Source organism: Pararhizobium antarcticum (assembly GCF_001885585.1).
Taxonomy (GTDB): Bacteria; Pseudomonadota; Alphaproteobacteria; order Rhizobiales; family Rhizobiaceae; genus Pararhizobium; species Pararhizobium antarcticum.
On record NZ_LSRP01000095.1, the window covers coordinates 14,089 to 31,137 of the forward strand.

Annotated in this window: 13 protein-coding genes; 3 read left to right on the plus strand and 10 right to left on the minus strand. The window is 59.8% G+C overall.

Annotated features, from left to right (window positions below; translation table 11 throughout):
• Window positions 1-16 precede the first annotated feature (16 nt).
• Genes rfbD through AX760_RS15375 form a run of 7 tightly spaced genes read right to left on the minus strand, consistent with a single transcriptional unit; the run spans window position 17 to window position 6,664 of the window.
• Window positions 17-919: a dTDP-4-dehydrorhamnose reductase gene (gene rfbD / locus AX760_RS15345; protein ID WP_071833804.1), complete on the minus strand. Its 903-nt coding sequence runs from the start codon at window positions 917-919 to the stop codon at window positions 17-19.
• A complete protein-coding gene (gene rfbB, locus AX760_RS15350; RefSeq protein ID WP_071833831.1) occupies window positions 916-1,980 on the minus strand; it encodes a dTDP-glucose 4,6-dehydratase in 1,065 nt (354 codons plus the stop codon). Before rfbB ends, rfbD begins: the two co-directional genes overlap by 4 nt.
• A 46-nt stretch (window positions 1,981-2,026) precedes the next feature.
• A complete protein-coding gene (rfbC, locus tag AX760_RS15355) occupies window positions 2,027-2,599 on the minus strand; it encodes a dTDP-4-dehydrorhamnose 3,5-epimerase (RefSeq protein WP_071833805.1) in 573 nt (190 codons plus the stop codon).
• Between the two features lie 27 nt (window positions 2,600-2,626).
• A complete protein-coding gene (locus AX760_RS15360; protein WP_071833806.1) occupies window positions 2,627-3,514 on the minus strand; it encodes a glycosyltransferase family 2 protein in 888 nt (295 codons plus the stop codon).
• A gap of 31 nt (window positions 3,515-3,545) precedes the next feature.
• Window positions 3,546-4,577, minus strand: a complete 1,032-nt coding sequence (locus tag AX760_RS15365; RefSeq protein ID WP_139276098.1) for a glycosyltransferase family 4 protein — start codon at window positions 4,575-4,577, stop codon at window positions 3,546-3,548.
• Window positions 4,578-4,588: 11 nt separating this feature from the next.
• Window positions 4,589-5,437 (minus strand): glycosyltransferase family 2 protein, encoded by an 849-nt coding sequence (locus AX760_RS15370; RefSeq protein ID WP_071833807.1) that lies wholly within the window; start codon window positions 5,435-5,437, stop codon window positions 4,589-4,591.
• Between the two features lie 15 nt (window positions 5,438-5,452).
• Window positions 5,453-6,664 (minus strand): glycosyltransferase family 4 protein, encoded by a 1,212-nt coding sequence (locus AX760_RS15375; RefSeq protein WP_071833808.1) that lies wholly within the window; start codon window positions 6,662-6,664, stop codon window positions 5,453-5,455.
• A 357-nt stretch (window positions 6,665-7,021) separates the two neighbouring features.
• Between AX760_RS15375 and AX760_RS15380 the strand changes: the two genes are divergently transcribed.
• Both AX760_RS15380 and AX760_RS15385 read left to right on the plus strand, forming a co-directional pair.
• Window positions 7,022-8,491 (plus strand): lipopolysaccharide biosynthesis protein, encoded by a 1,470-nt coding sequence (locus tag AX760_RS15380; RefSeq protein WP_071833809.1) that lies wholly within the window; start codon window positions 7,022-7,024, stop codon window positions 8,489-8,491.
• 72 nt (window positions 8,492-8,563) lie between these two features.
• On the plus strand, window positions 8,564-9,466 hold the full coding sequence (locus tag AX760_RS15385; protein ID WP_083531204.1) for a polysaccharide pyruvyl transferase family protein: 903 nt from the start codon (window positions 8,564-8,566) through the stop codon (window positions 9,464-9,466).
• 8 nt (window positions 9,467-9,474) lie between these two features.
• On the opposite strand, the gene AX760_RS15390 is transcribed toward AX760_RS15385, so the two are convergent.
• Window positions 9,475-10,446 (minus strand): hypothetical protein, encoded by a 972-nt coding sequence (locus tag AX760_RS15390; protein ID WP_071833810.1) that lies wholly within the window; start codon window positions 10,444-10,446, stop codon window positions 9,475-9,477.
• Between the two features lie 196 nt (window positions 10,447-10,642).
• On the opposite strand from AX760_RS15390, the gene AX760_RS15395 reads away from it, so the two are divergent.
• Complete coding sequence (locus tag AX760_RS15395) at window positions 10,643-13,573, plus strand: DUF4838 domain-containing protein (protein WP_071833811.1); 2,931 nt, start codon at window positions 10,643-10,645, stop codon at window positions 13,571-13,573.
• A 115-nt stretch (window positions 13,574-13,688) separates the two neighbouring features.
• Here AX760_RS15395 and AX760_RS15400 read toward each other — a convergent pair whose 3' ends face one another.
• Both AX760_RS15400 and AX760_RS15405 read right to left on the minus strand, forming a co-directional pair.
• Window positions 13,689-14,849 (minus strand): HD domain-containing phosphohydrolase, encoded by a 1,161-nt coding sequence (locus tag AX760_RS15400; RefSeq protein WP_083531206.1) that lies wholly within the window; start codon window positions 14,847-14,849, stop codon window positions 13,689-13,691.
• A gap of 11 nt (window positions 14,850-14,860) precedes the next feature.
• Entirely contained in the window at window positions 14,861-16,996 is a 2,136-nt protein-coding gene (locus tag AX760_RS15405; RefSeq protein ID WP_139276095.1) for an ATP-binding protein, read from the minus strand.
• Window positions 16,997-17,049 lie beyond the last annotated feature (53 nt).

A 17,049-nucleotide genomic window follows, 5' to 3' on the forward strand; every position in this document is an offset into this window, starting at 1 on the left:
GTTTGCAGAAATTCTGTTAAGCCGAGGCTTTGCTGACAAGGCGTTCGACCGTGCTGGCAGTAGAGGCTTGCCAGGGCGGCAAGATGACGCCGTGAACTTTTTCAAGCGAGGTGCAGTCGAGCCGCGAATTTGCCGGGCGCCTTGCCGGCGTCGGATAGGCGCTCGACGGAATGCCGGTGACTGCTGCGAAACCCGCACCTTTGGACTGCGCGCAGGAAAAGATCTCTTCGGCGAAGTCGGCCCAGCTTGCCTCTCCCTGCGCCGTCATGTGGAATGTTCCCCGCAGACCTGCGGCCTTGTCCGATGAAAGGTTTGCGGCGATCGCCAATATCCCGTCGGCGATATCGAGCGCCGACGTCGGATTGCCGATCTGGTCATTGACCACGGAAAGACCATCTCGACTTTCCGCAAGCCTCAGCATGGTCTTGAGAAAATTCTTCCCGAAGGGACTATAGACCCAGGCGGTCCGCAGAATTGCATGGTTGTCGGTCGCGTTTCGGACGGCCAGCTCACCCGCAAGCTTGGAGCGACCATAGGCTCCCAGCGGTGCTACGGGATCATCCTCCCGATACGGCGTCGATTTCGATCCGTCAAACACATAGTCCGTCGAGATATGGATGATCGGAACCCCGAGCTTTGCGGCGGCCTTGGCGATCTCGCCCGCAGACGTGCCGTTCATTCGTGTGGCGAGTTCTTCCTCGCTTTCCGCCTGATCCACCGCCGTATGGGCTGCAGCGGAAACGACGAGATCGGGTCGCGCCGCCTCGATGGCCGCCGCAACGCTCTCCGGTTGAGCAAGATCCAGATCGGGACGCCCGATCGCAATGATCTCCATGTCCGGCCTCAGGGCGCCCCGCTCGATCAGCGCGGTCACCACCTGTCCATTCAAGCCTGTCACGACCAACCGTTGACGGGTCATGCCGTCACCTTCTGCGGCTCGACAAGTCCGAGACGGCCACCGGAATAGCCCTCGCGCAGCGGCTCCCACCACCAGCGATTTTCAAGATACCAGGCAACGGTCTTCGAGATGCCGGAATCAAAGTCTTCCTGGGCTTTCCAGCCAAGTTCGGTTTCGAGCTTGGTGGCGTCGATGGCATATCGCGCATCATGGCCCGGGCGATCGGTGACATGGGTGATGAGCCGCGAATGCGGCGCGCCTGTGGGATGAAGCGTATCCATCAGCGTGCAGATTCGCTCGACAACCTCGATGTTGCGCCGCTCGTTGCGCCCGCCCACATTATAGGTCTCGCCAATCCGACCGCGTTCGGCGATGAGATCCAGGGCGCGCGCATGATCCTCGACGTAGAGCCAATCCCGGATGTTTGCGCCATTGCCATAAACCGGAAGCGGCTTGGCTTCCAGCGCGTTGAGGATCATCAGCGGGATGAGCTTTTCGGGAAAGTGATAGGGGCCGTAATTGTTGGAGCAGTTCGACACGACGACAGGCAGCCCGTATGTGCGAACCCAGGCCTTGGCGAGGTGATCGGACGACGCCTTCGAAGCTGAATAGGGCGAACTCGGATCGTAAGGCGTCTCTTCCGTAAAGAGCCCCTCGTCGCCGAGGGATCCATAGACTTCGTCGGTCGAGACATGGAGAAACCGGAAGGCCTCTTTCTCGGCAGGCGGCAGCCGCGACCAGAATTCCCGGGCGCACTCCAGCATATTGAACGTGCCCATCACATTCGTCTCGACGAAATCCCTTGCGCCGGTGATCGACCGGTCGACATGACTTTCGGCGGCCAGATGCATCACGCGGTCAGGGCGAAAGCTCGCAAAAGCATCGGTAATGGCGGAACGATCGCAAATATCGGCCTTCAGAAACCGGTGGTTCGGCCTGTTCTCGACCTCCTTGATGGAGGTGAGCGTTCCGGCATAGGTCAGCTTGTCCACAGTCAGGACGTCATAGCCCTTTACAATAACGAGGTGGCGCACCACCGCCGATCCTATGAAGCCCGCACCTCCGGTTACCAAAACACGCATGGTCGCCAATCCTTTATTTGAAACGCAGCTGGCCTTAATCTGATACTCAGCTGGCCGCTGATGAAAATGTGAATGCAGTTCCAAGATCACGCAATTTGGGCTGCTGCTTGTCCTTGCCGGACAGGACGGCCTGGCCGGTCGGCATTGGCCATTCGATACCGATGTCAGGATCATCGAAGGCGAGGCCGCGATCGTGTTCGGGACTGTAGTAGTCCGTCACCTTATAACTGACCTTGGTATCTGCGACGAGCGTGCAGAACGCATGGGCGAACCCCGGGGGCACCCAAAGCATATGGCCGTTTTCTGCCGTGAGCTCGGCTGCAACGTGGCGGCCATAGGTTGGGGAGCCCGAACGGATGTCGACGGCAACATCCAGGATCGCCCCCGCGATGCAGGACACAAGCTTGCCCTGCGCGCGCGGTTCCAACTGGAAATGCAGCCCACGGATCGTGCCAACATCGGCGGAGAGAGACTGATTGTCCTGCACGAACTGATAGGGTCCGACCATCTCCTCGAACAGGTTGCGGCGGAAGGTTTCCATGAAATAGCCGCGGGCATCACCGAACTTCTTCGGTTTCAGCAGCACCACGTCCGCAATGTCCAGTCTTTCGAATTGCATATTGTTTCCCTCTTCAGCCGTGCCGGCTCAGGATATGGTTTTGGTGGAAACCGCCGTCGCATCGACAGTGCCAGACCACCGCTTGCCTCGTCCGCTATCGACAACAGACGCCACCCCCGGGGATTTGAAGAGCGGCAACCTGAAACGGCGGGCAAACAGCAAAAGACTGCGGATATGCGCACGCCCGGCGAAACTGAGGGGGCTTGCAGCACTCTGCCGCTGGTGATCGTGCACCAGCGGGAAACCCGGGAAGTAGACCACGCGCCGGCCGCTCATCCAGGTCCGCGCGCAAAGGTCGACGTCCTCCATGTAGAGGAAATAGCTTTCCTCCATGCCTCCCAGACGGGCATACAGATCCCGCCGGACGATGAAGCCGGTGCCCATCACCCATTCGGCATCGAAGGGAGCGCCTATTTCGGTCTCTTCCACCATCAGGTGGCGGGCAACGCGCCGCGCCATGACGGCCCCAAAACCCTTGAGGCGCCGCGCGGCGATATCGAGGAGGGAATAGAAGCGGCGCGCGCCGTACTGGCGGCTACCGTCAGGGTTTACCAGATCGAGGCCGGCGATGCCGATGTCGTGCATCGCATCCATCTGGTCGAGGACAGGGGTCACCGTGTCGGAATCGAAATAGGTGTCCGGGTTCAACACCAGAAGATAGTCGGCATCGATCCCCTCGGCCCCGAAATTGACGCCGGCGCCGAAACCACCGTTGACCGGCGACACCTTGATTCTAACGTCCGGCATGGCCGCCGTCATTTTCGCCAGGGAATCATCGCCCGAGCAATTCTCGACAACCGTGATGTTTTCGGGCCCCGCGATGCCGCGCTTGCGCAGCGAACCCACGCTTCGGATCGTCAAGGACGGGGTGCGGAAGTTGACAAGGATGACATGAAGTCTCTGTCTGTCGGCCATAGGTCTATGCTTTCAGGTTGTGGATTACAGCTTACGCCGCCGCGTCCTTGACCAGTTGCCAAAGGCGTTGCGCCGATGTGTCCCAATCGAAGTCCTCCCGTCTTCGCCGGCCACCTGCTGTCAATCGTGCTCTCAGGTCCTCGTCGGATGTTATCCGATCGAGCCCCTGTGTGATCTCCTCCACCAATTCCGGATTGACCAGAAGCGCGCCCTCCCCGGCGACTTCGGGCATTGCAGAGACGTTCGAGGTCAACACCGGCACGCCGCAGGCATAGGCCTCGACGATCGGCAGTCCGAACCCCTCGAACAGGGAAACATAGGCTACAGCCAATGCACCACGGTAAAATGACGGAATGGCCTCGGAAGGCAACCGCCCGGCAAAAACGACATGCTGGCCCACGGAGAGATGATCAGCCAATGTGGCAAGTTCAGCATTCCGATTTCCCGTCAGGACAAGCTTAATGCCACGGTTGGGCAAAGTTGAGGCCGCGAAAGCCCGAATGAGCCTGTCGAGATTTTTATAGGAACGGTGATTGCCACCATACAGAACGTAGGGGTAACCCGGCGCATGGGCCGGCCCGTCTTCCCGGAAGCAGGCCTCGTAGCCGTTATAGACGAGGTGGACCTTTTCCGGCGCCATGCCGGACCAGTCGAGAAACTCCTGCCGCGTGAATTCCGAGACGCAGATCACCGCGCTGCAACGCCGGTAGAGCGGCTTGTAGACGAGATCGTAGTAGGCGCGTTTCGCGGCGCCGTAGAAACGGCGATGGGTCAGGTCATGGACGATGACGACGGACGGAAGCTGCGAAAACAGCGGTGGCACGAAACCGGCGCTGAAGAACACGCCCCTGCGACCGCGCCCCGACAGGGCACGGCTGATGGACAACGGCGAAACCGGCGAGCCAATGCGACCGCTAACGGCGATGTCGACGATTTTCAGATCTGCCGGCAGACGCGCCTCCAGCTCCGCCTGGACCTTGCCGATCCCGGTTTCCGGCGGCCAGCGCCGGTCGGCGAAGATCGTCGTGGTGATTGCTTGCGTTTCCAGAATTCTGCTATCCACGGGGCGACCTCTCACTGAAGGCGATCGGACCAGCCGCGCAGACGCTGGCTGAACGCGATGGCCCGATAGCGCGCCTGGCCGAACTGGCCCTTGACGAGGGATGCGGCTGCCCCCAGAAGCGGTCGCGCCGACATATAGGCGACGAACCAGAGCGGATAGCCCTCCATGCGCATGACCCGGCCAAACCCCCTGTTGTAGCGGCGCCCGCGATCCAGCGTCGCATGGTCGATCACCGCAAGCGGCTCCGGATGGGATATCTGAAAGGTGGGATCATAGAGGCCCTTGGCGCCATTTCGCAGCGCCCGAAGCATCAGTTCGGTTTCCTCGCCCGATCCCCAGACCGTACCGGCGCCAACCCCGAGATCCTCGTTGAACAGGCCCGCCTGGCGGAAGGTCTCCGCCCGGTAGAAGGTGGTGTACATGGTCTGGGTGATCCACACATTGTAGCGATCGATCGTGCATTTGGCGCCGGACCAGCGTCCCTGCGACGGCACGCCCTTCGGCGTCACGCTCATGCCGCAGAAAATGCCAAGCCCGGGATCGCCGGCAAAGGCCTGATACACCCGCTCCAGGGTGTCGGGACGAAAGACGCAGTCGTCATCGGGATATCCGATGATGTCGCCGGTTATCTTGCTGTAGCCGAGGTTGCGACCCCGCGCGCCGCCCTTCCGGCTGTCCCTGACATAGGTAATCGGCAACCGGTCGCTATAGCGCGCGACCACCACCTGCGTGGCATCGTCAGCGCTCTGGTCGACGATCACGATCTCGTCGGCCTTGCGCGTCTGCAGTTCCAGACAATCCAAAAGCTCGCCCACCTCGCGGGCGCGGTTCATGGTTGTCGTGACGAGAGAGATACGCATGGATTGGCGACTTTCCTATTGGGCTGCTGCAAGCGCTTGCGGCGGGTTGTCACCCAGCAGCCGCGCAAGTGAAGACATCTGGTCGGCATTCCATGCCTGCGCTGCGGCATAGGCCGCCTCCCCGCGTTCAGCCCTCATATGCGCGTTTCGCGAAAGATTTATAACCTCGCGGGCAAAGGCCCCGGCATCCTCGTCCGGCACCTCGACCGCACCGCCCCTGTAGCACACCGGAAGACCGCGCAGCCCGGTCCGCGACGCGACGGTCGGAACGCCTGCGGACATGGCATCCAGAAGCTTGATATTGATCCCCGTGCCAATGAGCGTGGGATTGACCGAGATCTGCGCGCGCTTGTACGCATCGGCGACGTGATCGACAAAGCCCAGCTTGTCGACGTGAGGGTTATCGCCAATCATCTTGCAGATGCTGCCGGCCACCACCAGACGAAATTCGGGTATCTCCGCCACAATTTTTGGCAGGATGCTTTCGATAAAAAACGTCAGGGAGCGCACATTGGCGACATAGGACGAGCCCAGAAAGACAGCATTGGCAGATGTGTAATCCGAAACCCTGTGCGACAGATCGAGAAAGTGGCTGACAACGGCGACTTCGGGGTCGTCCTGGTCGATCTGCCGGCGAAAGCGGTCAGCCTCCTCCTGCTGGATAGCAACGATCGCGTCGGCGCGTGTAAAACCACGCACCTCTTCATCTGAAGGCAGCGAATACCAGTAGTTGTCATTTCCGAACAGCTTGTGCCGATCGGCGAAGGAATCATGCGTATCGAGGATCTTGCGGACATCGGCAGGGAAAGCCTCGAGTGCTGCGGACTGGAACACATACTCGCAAACCACGACATCGAAACCGTGCTGCTCCTGAAGCGCCCGATATTTGCGGCCAAAGCCGATTCGGTAGAATTCATCGAGCGCGAAGTAAAAACCCATGTCGGATTTCAGCTTGCGGCCTATACGGCGGCGCATCGCCCAGAACGTGCGCTTGGCAAAGTGCAGCATCTTTTCCAGCGGGCTGGACACGAGCACAATGAACCTGTCGGCACCGAATTCCGCGATATGCCCTTCGCGATCCAGACCGCTGGACGAACCGGATTGCGGATGAATGAAATAGACGTCATGCCCCAGCGCGCGAACAGCCCGGCACAGATTGAGGATACGGCTGCTGTTGCCCTCAAATGCTGGCACGACCGGAATAGGTGAAATAAAAGCGATCTTCATTCAAAGTCCCAATGGACAAATATCAGCGCAATTCAGAGCCATTACATAAAATGTCCCAGATCGGGACCCCGCAGCCAGGGCTTAGATATTGCGCCGATGCGGCAATCATTTTAAAAACAGGCCGACACTACACAGGCGGCCCTGAAAAACACTAGAATTAACGTTTACACTGACGCTATTTGTAGACGACTGACAGGTGAAATCAATCAAAATATTGCATTGCACACAAAATCCGGTATTCATGCCGCATAAAGGTTAACGCCCAGGGCGGCGAAATCAAATCGTTTGAAGGCTTCCCTCCACTCGAATCCTTCGTGTAGTCTCCGGCTCGGGAGGCGCTCGAAAACTGGCGCTGGAATGGACAAAAAGATCTCGCTGCACCACGACGCTGCCCATGGGGTGAAGTGGTCGATCATCCAGAACTGGGGCGGCAAGGTCTTTACCTTCCTGCTGTCGATCGTGCTGGCCAGGCTTCTTTCGCCCGAGGATTTCGGCACCGCCTCGGCTGTGGCGCTGATCCTTTTGCTCGTGCCGATGATTGCCGAGTTCGGCTTTGGCGATGCCATCATGCAGCGGCGCGACCTGAAGCCATCGGACATCAACCTGCCCTTCCTGATTTCCATCGGCGTCGTTGTCGTGATGTTCGTCTGCGTGATCCTGATGGCGGACCGGCTGAGTGTCAAACTCGATATTCCGGGTCAGTCGATCTACATCGTCGTTGCCTCGGGCGTGCTGCTGTTTACGGCGCCATCGATGTTCCAGGAGGCGATGTACAAGCGCCACATGAAGTTCAAGTCGCTGGCGCTGAGGACCTTCCTTGCCAATATCGCAGGCGGCGTGGCTGCCATTGCCTGCGCATTTGCCGGCTTCGGCATCTGGAGCTTCGTGGTGCAGAGCTACGTCGCAGGCCTGATCAGCGTTGCATGGCTCTGGTGGCGGCCGGAATGGAAACCGAGCCTGACCATGGACGGGCGGGCCTTTTTCCAGATGACACGCTTCGGCATGCCGGTCGTCTTCCAGCGGCTGGTGGATTTTGCCGGAACAAAGACGATCGACATCATCATTGTCAGCCAGTTCGGGCTGGCCGCCTATGGCCTGTATGCGATCGGCTCGCGCATCTACCTGACGATGATGCAATTGCTGCAGGGCGCGCTCTACGATGTCTCGCTGACCGTCCTCTCGAAGATTTCCAGCGATCGCGAACGCATGGCGCAGGCCTATCTGAAAACCATCGGCCTTGCGGCAACCTTCATCACGCCTGTCTTCGTCGTCGTGGCGGCTTTGGCGCCGGAGGTGACCGATGTGCTGCTCGGCGACAAGTGGACTGGCGTCGAGGGCGTCGTGGCGCCCCTGATGCTGCTGGGCGCGCTGCAATGCGTGCAGTTCATCAATGGCCCGTTCATCTCCGCCCGGGGACGGCCGGAGTTCATCCTGATCGCAGGCATCACGAAATCCATCTCGGCAATCACCGCGCTGCTTCTCATTCCAAGTTCCGACGTCCAGTCGATGACAATCGTCTTCGTACTCAGCATGCTGGCGGCAACGCCGGTGACCTTTTATTTCGCGGTGCGCGAACTGGGCCTGACCATCGCTTCGGTTCTCAAAGAATTGTGGCCGGCCGTCGCAAATGGTGCGGCCGGCTTCTTTATCGTCCAGCTCGCCCGGCCCTATCTCGGATCGTTTCAGCTATCGAGCTTCTGGCAGGGCATGGCGCTTGGAACGCTCTTTGCACTCGCCTGGTTCGTCCTGCTGGCCATTCTCGCACCGAGGCGGCTTAAGGCGATGATATCAAAAATTTCGCGCAGACGTCCTGATAAGCAATTTTGACACCTAGCTTACAAAGACATTTGCTTTTTGCAGCTTTTTTACAAACTAACTTCATAAGGTAGGCACACTCGCATGGAACGCGTTTTTGAGATCAACCTCCCTAAAGATCCTAGTGAGCGGCCGCTCGCAAGGCGAGCTTTGAGCAAAATTAAGAACGTTCTTCTGCCTTCTCCGCCCGACCCTGACATAAGAGGGTGGCCGAAGATGCCATACCCCACAGCGGAAATTGTCTATTGGCGCCCCCATAACGGAGTGAACTTCGGCGACGAACTTGGGCGCACCATCGTCGAGCTTATGCTGGGCCGGCGGGGTCACACTGTTTTTGATAGCGTGCATACTCCGCGCGGCATCCTGTCAATTGGTTCGATACTTCACTTCGCAAATGACGGCGACGTGATCTGGGGAAGCGGCGTGAATGGCAGCGTCCCCGTCAATGACCACAAGTACAGAAACATCGATGTTAGGGCCGTAAGGGGGCCGCTCACGCGGCAATTTCTTAAAGCGAGAGGTATCACCGTCCCTGAAGTTTATGGTGATCCAGCGCTTCTCACCAAACGCTTGACGGGTTCACGTTTCGAACCAACGGAAAAACACGCAGTCGGCATTGTTCCAAACATGTTCGATATGGCTCTGATTAAAAAGAACAACCTCCTCGCCCCTTTCAAAAACATTCACCTAGTCGATCCGACCGGGAGTTGGAATAGTGTTGTGGAGAAGATCCTTGAATGTAAATACATCATCTCAAGCTCTCTTCACGGCCTGGTTCTAGCGGATACTTATGGAATACCATCTAAGTATGTCCGGCTGACCGACCATGAAGGCTTGCTCAAATACGAAGATTACTACGAGGGGACCGGTAGACGCCTTATTTTTTCCCGGACCATCAAGGAAGCTTTGGATCAAGAGCCAACTCCCCCTCTGACCTATGACACTGGGCCTTTGGAGTCGGCGTTCCCTTATGACGTCTGGAGCTAAACTCTGGCCTATCTCAATCGGGGCGCGTGGTCTTTGTACGGGTGGAGCAACGGCAAACTTTCTTGAGTGCCGTTTCTCCACGCGAAACATCCCTGCGCACAGTCCCGCTGAGTTGAGTCGGGAAGACCACCCAGGGCGAGTGCTTCAAAAATGGGGCCTCTCCAAGCCCGCGCAAAAGCAGGATCACCTTCGATCTGAGGGCCACTCCGCCCCAACGACCATATTGCGGATGCGGGGGTGCCCTGCAGTTCCACGAGGCTTTTCGAAAGGGGCAGGAGGCTGGCCGCATACGGCGCTGCATTTCGCGACGCCGTTGCGGTCCAGACGCTGGCGGGAAAGAGATTTCCGGTTCCCCGGTCGCCCATGACGCGGTTGGGGCTGGCACCGGAGGAGAGAAGCGAGGGATAATCGCCTTCCGGCGAGGCGCCCTCGTTGGGAAAGGTTGTGATCGCGCCCGAACGATACCGCAGGACCAGCATCCAGTAGGCCGGGGCAAAGGCTGCGGTTGGCGCGACGAAGCGATTGTTGGCGGTATCCGGCCAAACCATCGCCGGGCCGCCATCGGCAAGGCTTGCGGCATAGTCGGGCTGGTTGACGGCATTGGCCTGCAGCATCGGCCGCACCCCGAACTGGTCGGCAATGGCGGTGACCTTGCCGCCTGTCGTTGTCACGGCACGTTTCGGATCCCACCAGCCACCCTGGGTCCGCAGGCTCGCCGGCAGATCTCCCGGCATCCACATCTCGATGACATTGCTGACCTGCGCACCGATGCGATAGCTGATCGCGGCGCCTTCGGCCGGGCCTGTCATGATCCACTCCGTGGCCGTCGCACCCGCCACCGCGATGCCATCGGCAAACCACTGGCCGCCGGGGCGACTCGCCCGGTAGGTCGATCCGGAATACCCGCCGCCGGAGGTGATGGCGATCGTGACATAAAAGGAATGGGGGCGCCTGGTAATGTCGAGCGAGAGCGAAAGCATGGCATGTCTCCTTGGGTTTCCTGCACTCTAATCCTGCCGGAAAGCCCGGGCACGACGGGGATTGCGGGGGATGCCGAATGGAAAATCGCAAGCAAGATCAGCAAAATCAGCCCCGCGCCTACCCCGCGCCGCTATTGCACCGCACAATCGGTCCGTGCGTATAGTCCCATCACCCCATGCCTGCGAGGAATTGATGATGAAGAGAATCCGATATCTGTCCGCCGCCTGCCTTTCGGCGGTCCTGTCTCTCGCTCCCTTGGTGGCCGTCGCCCAGCAGGGCGATCTCGTCGTCAACGGGTCCTTTGCCGGAGGTTTTTCGCCCTGGTGGAAACAGGGTGCGACCGTGCGTGTCCAGGCCGTGGACGGTCGCAACGCAGCGCTCGTTCCATCCGGCATGGTTGTGCAGGAACGCATCGGGGTCTCGGGCAGCCGCAACTACCGGCTGTCGATGAACATTCGCAGCGAAGCCACCGATGCCGGCAGCGTCTATGTGCAGATGAGCTTTCGTGGTCCCGGTGTTGCCGGCAACTGGCAGGGGCCTTCAACCGTCACGCTCGACGGGCGCAGCGACGGCAATTGCACCGCAGCGCCTTCTCCCCGGACCGAAAAGGCAGCGCTTGTGACCGGCGGCGGAGAGGCCGCGTGGCGTTCCCACTCCATTGTCTTCACCGCCCCGGCAAACGCCGACCAGATGATCCTCTACCTCCGCAAGGCAGCCTGCACGCCCGGTGCAGCGGCCTTTACCGGCGTTTCGGTGACGCAGACGGATGATCCGCCGACCTCGCTCCGCGACGCCGCGCGTCTCGCCCTCGCAGCACAGCACCTGCCGGTTGCCGCAGAGCCCACAGCCAACACAGCACTGCTGAATCAGCAGCTGACGCGTGCCGCGCCATCAAACGGCCAGTACAAGCTGGCCGTGGCGGGCGCGATGGCAATGCGCGTCCATGTCGGCCAGGACGAGGACATCATGACGCTGCAGTCGGCCATCGATCTTTCCAGCCTCTCCGCCCGGGTCGCCGGTGCAACGGCACCGGCCTATCTCTCGACCGACGCGGCTGTTGCCGAACAGGCGCTTGTCGCCGTCGGCCGCAACAACGCCCTGGCCAGGCGCGTCTTCACCGATGCCGATTTCCAGGATCTCGGCGATGACGGCTTTCTCATCCGCGCGTCGGGTCCGCACATCGCGATTGCCGGGCGCACGCCGCGCGGTACCATGTACGGCGTCAACTGGTTTCTCGACCGCAAGCTCGGCATCCGCTGGCTGTCGCCGACCGTAACGCATTGGCCAAGCAGGCCTGACATCACCCTGCCCGCCCTGCGCGAAAGGCATGTGCCGCGTTTCGCTTTCCGCGAAGTCCTGAGCGTCGAGGCCGAAAACAAGGTGTGGCGCCAGCGCAACCTGATGAACGGTGAATCGCACGGCCCTTCCTATCTGCCGACGCCCTTTGGCATCGACAGCTGGAACCGCAGCTGGGCGAGCCAGAACACCATCCTGAGTTTCTACCAGCTGCTGCCCCAAGCAACCTACGCGGCCGCCCACCCGGAATGGTATGCCGGTGGCCAGCTGGCCATGATGAACACGGGCATGCGCGCAGAAATGGCGCGCGTCGTCATCCAGAAGCTGCGGGCCTTGCCGGACTACAAAAGCGTCTGGTTTTCGATTCACGATAACGACTGGGGCTGGGACATGGACGCCGCCAGCGCCGCATTTGCAGCGCAACATGGCGGGGACCCCTCCGCACCGCGGCTGGACATGATGATCGACATCGCCGAGCGCGTCCGCGCCGAGCTGCCCGGTGCGCGCCTGGCCTTCAACGCCTATCACTGGAGCTTCACCCCGCCGGAGGGCATGACGGTGCCCGACCACATTCTCGTCTATCCCATGACGATCCATGTCAACTACCGCGACCCCCTGAACGGGACCGCCAATGCGGCGCTCGGCCGCGACATCGCCGGCTGGAACGCGATCGCGCGCAATGTGCTCGTGTGGGATCACGTGACCAACTTTGCAGGCTACATACAGCCCACACCCAACATCTTCCCGATCGGCCAGTCGATCCGCTGGCTCTCCACACTGGAGCATGTCAACGGCTATATGGGAGAAGGAAGCTTCAACACGCCAGGGGCCGAATTTTCAGCGCTGCGGGCATGGATGATCTCGCGCCTGCTCTGGGATCCGCAGCAGGATGTCAACGCTCTGGTCGATGAATTCTGCAACCTCTATTACGGTCCAGCCGCACCGGCCATCAAGGAGTATATCCGCTTCTATCACGACAAGATCGGCCGCACCGACGATGTCCTGGCCGAAAAGACGACCGTCGACATGGATATGTTCGACGCCGAATTCGTCAAGCGCGCCGATGCGCTGTTCGACACGGCGGAGACGTCGGTGCGCGGAACGGCCTATGAAGCCCGTGTGCAGGAAGCCAGAATGCCGGTGGATTACGTCATCCTCCTGCGTCGGGAGGAGTATTCCCGCCAGCGGGATCAGATCGGCTTCGACGTCAAGGCAAACCTGCCGCAGCGTTCCGCGCGATTCTGGGCTGCGGTCCAGGCGTCCAAGGTCAGTCACTATATCCAGGGCGACAAGATCGATGCGCTGGCCTCTGTTTTGCAGATCGAAAGGCGCGCGCCTCAAAAACCTACTCTTGCGGAGGGCCTGGCGGACTGGGCAGACATACAGGATATGTCCTTCCAGCGATTTGCCGGCGCAAAAAGCGCAATCGTTGCCGATCCCCTCGCCTCCGATGGCGCGGCGGTCGCGCTCGATCGAAGCCAGCCAGGCTGGACCATGCAGCTGAAATTCGACAAGCTGCCGAAGACCGGCCAATGGTGGCTCTACGCCGCCCTTCGCGTGGAGGCTGGAGGACAACAGGGGGCGGGCATTGCCAAACTCGGATCGGCACCACCGATGAGTTGCGCTGTCACCATCGCAAACAGCCCGGCCACAGCTGGCCAGTACAGCTGGTTTGAAGTGCCTGCCGGTCCGTTCAGCTACTCGACCGACCATGCACGCAGCATCTATCTGGAACCGATCGCAGGCCCCGAAGGCTCGAAGATATTTATCGACAGGATCATCGCGCTTCCCGCAAGGGCGGCCGGCGTTGCGCCTGCCGGGCCGTGCTGACAGCACACCGGCCCAGGCGGCAACTCCGCCGGTAGGAAGCAGTGGCCTATGGGTCAGAACGACGGTCCCGGTCTCTTGATGAGATCGGGACCGTCACGTCAGAACCGGTTCGGGGTCAGGCGACGACGCGGGCATTTTCCGTGCCGAGCGCGCCGCTGGTACCACGGCTGAACGCGTCGGATTTTGCAGATGGCGAAGCGCCGACATGGATGGGCGTATAGTTGTCCTGCGCCGCCGAGAGACATTCCCTGCGATCCGCCTCCATAATGGCAACGAGACCTGGCAAAGCATTTTCGAAGGCAGCCACGCATTGCGGATCAAAATGGCTCCCTGCCTTGTCGCGGATATGGGCCACCGTGCGTTCGACGCTCCAGGCGTCCTTATAGGGGCGCGCCGTGGTCAAGGCATCGAAATTGTCGGCGATCGCGACGATGCGGCCCGACACAGGGATCGCCTCTCCGGCCAGGCGGAACGGGTATCCCTGGCCATCCCAGCGCTCGTGATGGCTGCCTGCGATCTCTGCCGCCAGTTGCAGCAGACTGGACTTTGATTCCCGCAGGATGTCGCAGCCGACAATCGTATGCTTTTGCATGGTGGCAAATTCCTGCTCGGTCAACTTTCCGCTTTTCAGCAGAACGGCGTCCGGGATCGCGACCTTGCCGATGTCATGCATCGGCGAAGCCAGGCGAATGTCGGAACAGAGACGCGGTTCCATTCCATAGGCGCGCGCGATGGCCTCCGAATAGAGACCGACGCGCCGGGTGTGCCGCGCGGTCTCGAGATCCTTGTAGCTTGCGGCGATGGTCAGGCGATCAATGATCTCCTCTTCCCGGGCGCGCAGTTCCACAACGGCTTTGTCTACCTCGATGCGCAGCCATTCGGCCTTGTCTGCAAGCTTGTTGCGGGCATCGACGAGGGCAACCAGATTTTTGATGCGGGCCTGAAATTCGAGCGGATTGACCGGCTTGGTCAGGAAGTCGATGGCGCCGGCGTTCAATGCGGCCATGCGCGTTGCCGTGTCCGTATTGGCCGTCACGAAGACAACCGGCTTGTCGCGGTATTTTTCGAAGCGGACAAGTTCGGTCAGCAGTTCGATGCCGCTATAGACGGGCATCTGGAAATCGATGAGGGCAATGTCGAAATCAAGGCCGGGCGCCGCCGCCAGTACATCTTCCGGCTGGAGGAAGGGAAGGGCCTTGCAGTCCGAAAGCGTCTCGACCAGCTTCGTCAGAAACGAAAGGTTCGTCTTGTTGTCGTCGACCAGGAGAATGCGCATGTATACGTTCCTTATGCGGCAAGGCGCTGCTTGTATTGGGTGACAATATCTTGAAGTTCTCGCAGGCCATTATCCGTAAGGGACTGCTGGCGCAGTGCTTCGGAATGGTCAGCGACATCCTGAAGGCCGACGCTGCTGGCGGCGCCTTTCAGCGTGTGCAGAAGACGGTCCGGGCTTCGGGAATCGTTGGCGGCCAAGGCGCCATGAAGCTCTCTCAGCAGCGTTGACGCGTCATCGAAGAAGCTCGTCAGCAGTTCGGCGAAGGCATCCTCTCCAAGCGCTTCGACCACCTCGGCACGTCTGCTCTCGAACGTGGTTCCCAATGGCGCGTTGTCTGCGGCCTCGTTGTGATCGCCATCGTCCACACAGCCAATTGACCGAACGATCCTCCGCAGCTGCTTCATGTTGACCGGCTTCGACTGAAAGCCGGTCATTCCCGCTTTTTCGCACAAGAGACGGTCGTCTTCCGATGCATTCGCGGTCATGGCAATAATCGGCACCGTCTTGCAGGGACCATCCGAATTGCGGATCCGCTTGGTCGCCTCGATCCCGTCCTGCCGTGGCATCTGCATATCCATGAGAATCAGATCGAAGTGCATGGTCCTGGCAGTATCGAAGGCCTCGAGACCATCACTGGCAATCGTCACTGTCTGTCCGATGTGGGCCAACAGTCCGGCAGCCACCTGCTGGTTGACGCGATTGTCTTCGACGAGAAGAATGTGGAGCCTCGGAAGCACCTGGTCTTCATCACGCTCGTCAACGTCCGCATCATCGGACAAACGTTCGGCGGGGACCGCGGGAATTTCAAACCAGAACGTGCTGCCGCGTCCCTTGACGCTGTCGACACCGATCCTGCCGCCGAGCACCTCGACGATCTGCTTGCAGATGGTGAGGCCGAGGCCGGTCCCGCCATATTTCCGGCTGATCGAAGCGTCGACCTGCGAAAACGGCCTGAACAGCTTGCACAGACCATCTCCATCGATGCCAATGCCGGTATCGATGATTTCAAAGCGGAGGACCGCCTGATCCTGCGCGCGCATCTCGCTGACACGCAACGTCACGAGACCGTTCTTGGTAAATTTGATGGCATTGCTCAACAGGTTGAGAAGAACCTGCCTCAGGCGCGTCGGATCGGACGATATGAAGGGGGCCTCGAAGGCAACAGGCATTTCAAGCGCTATGCGGTTGCCATGCTCGGTGGCCCGATCCCGGATAATCACGACGGTTGCAGAGACAACGGCCCGCAGGTCGACCGGCCTGATCTCGACATCAAGATTGCCGTGTTCGATTTTTGCGAAATCCAGAATTTCGTTGATGATCTCGAGGAGCGCCTCGCCGGAGCGCCGGATCGTCTGCACACCGGTTGCGACCGAGGGCGGCAAGTGCGAAAGCTCGAGGAGTTCGGCCGTTCCGAGGATCGCATTCAGCGGTGTCCGGATTTCATGGCCCATCGTCGCCATGAACTGTGATTTCGCACGATTGCCTGCCTCCACATCGTGATAGGCTTGCTCCAACGCGTTGGAGAGGGATTCCAGGCTCAAGCCAGCCAGGCGAACGGACTTCAACTGCCGTCTTAGCGTCAGGATCAGAAAGACCACACATACCACCAGAAGGATGATCAGGGCAGCCGACTTTGTTTGCAGCGACATCACGGCATTGCGGGCCTCTGCGCGCTCGGTGCTGACCGTGTTGTTGGAATAGATCAACAGTTTTTCGGTGTTGTGAACGAGCTCCTCGAAGTCGTCATCGGTCGCCCGCAACTCGGACGGATCAACGACACCACTCGCGACAATCCTGTCGAACGTTTTTTCTCTGCCGAAGACAATATCGCGTATTGCCGCGACCTGTTCGGCTACGGTGGCGTCCAATCTGAACTTCCGCTCGAACGAACTCTTCTCGATGATTGTCATGCGCGAATAAAGGATATCGTATCGCGTCACGAGTGCCTTTACCTGCTTGGTAGACAGGTCATTTTCCGCGAGCATGATATGGAGCGTCTCGTGCAATCGTCGCGCCTCGCGGTCAAGCTGGTAAACAGACCACAACGCATTTTCGCGGATACCATCCTGCAATGCGGAGTATTTTCTGGAGATATCCACGAAAAGAAAAATCAGGCCGACCAGCAACAGCACTGCAAAGGCTTGCAAAACGACGGTCGCCTTGCTGGCCCTGCGAATAATATTGCCGCTTTTGTGAGCCG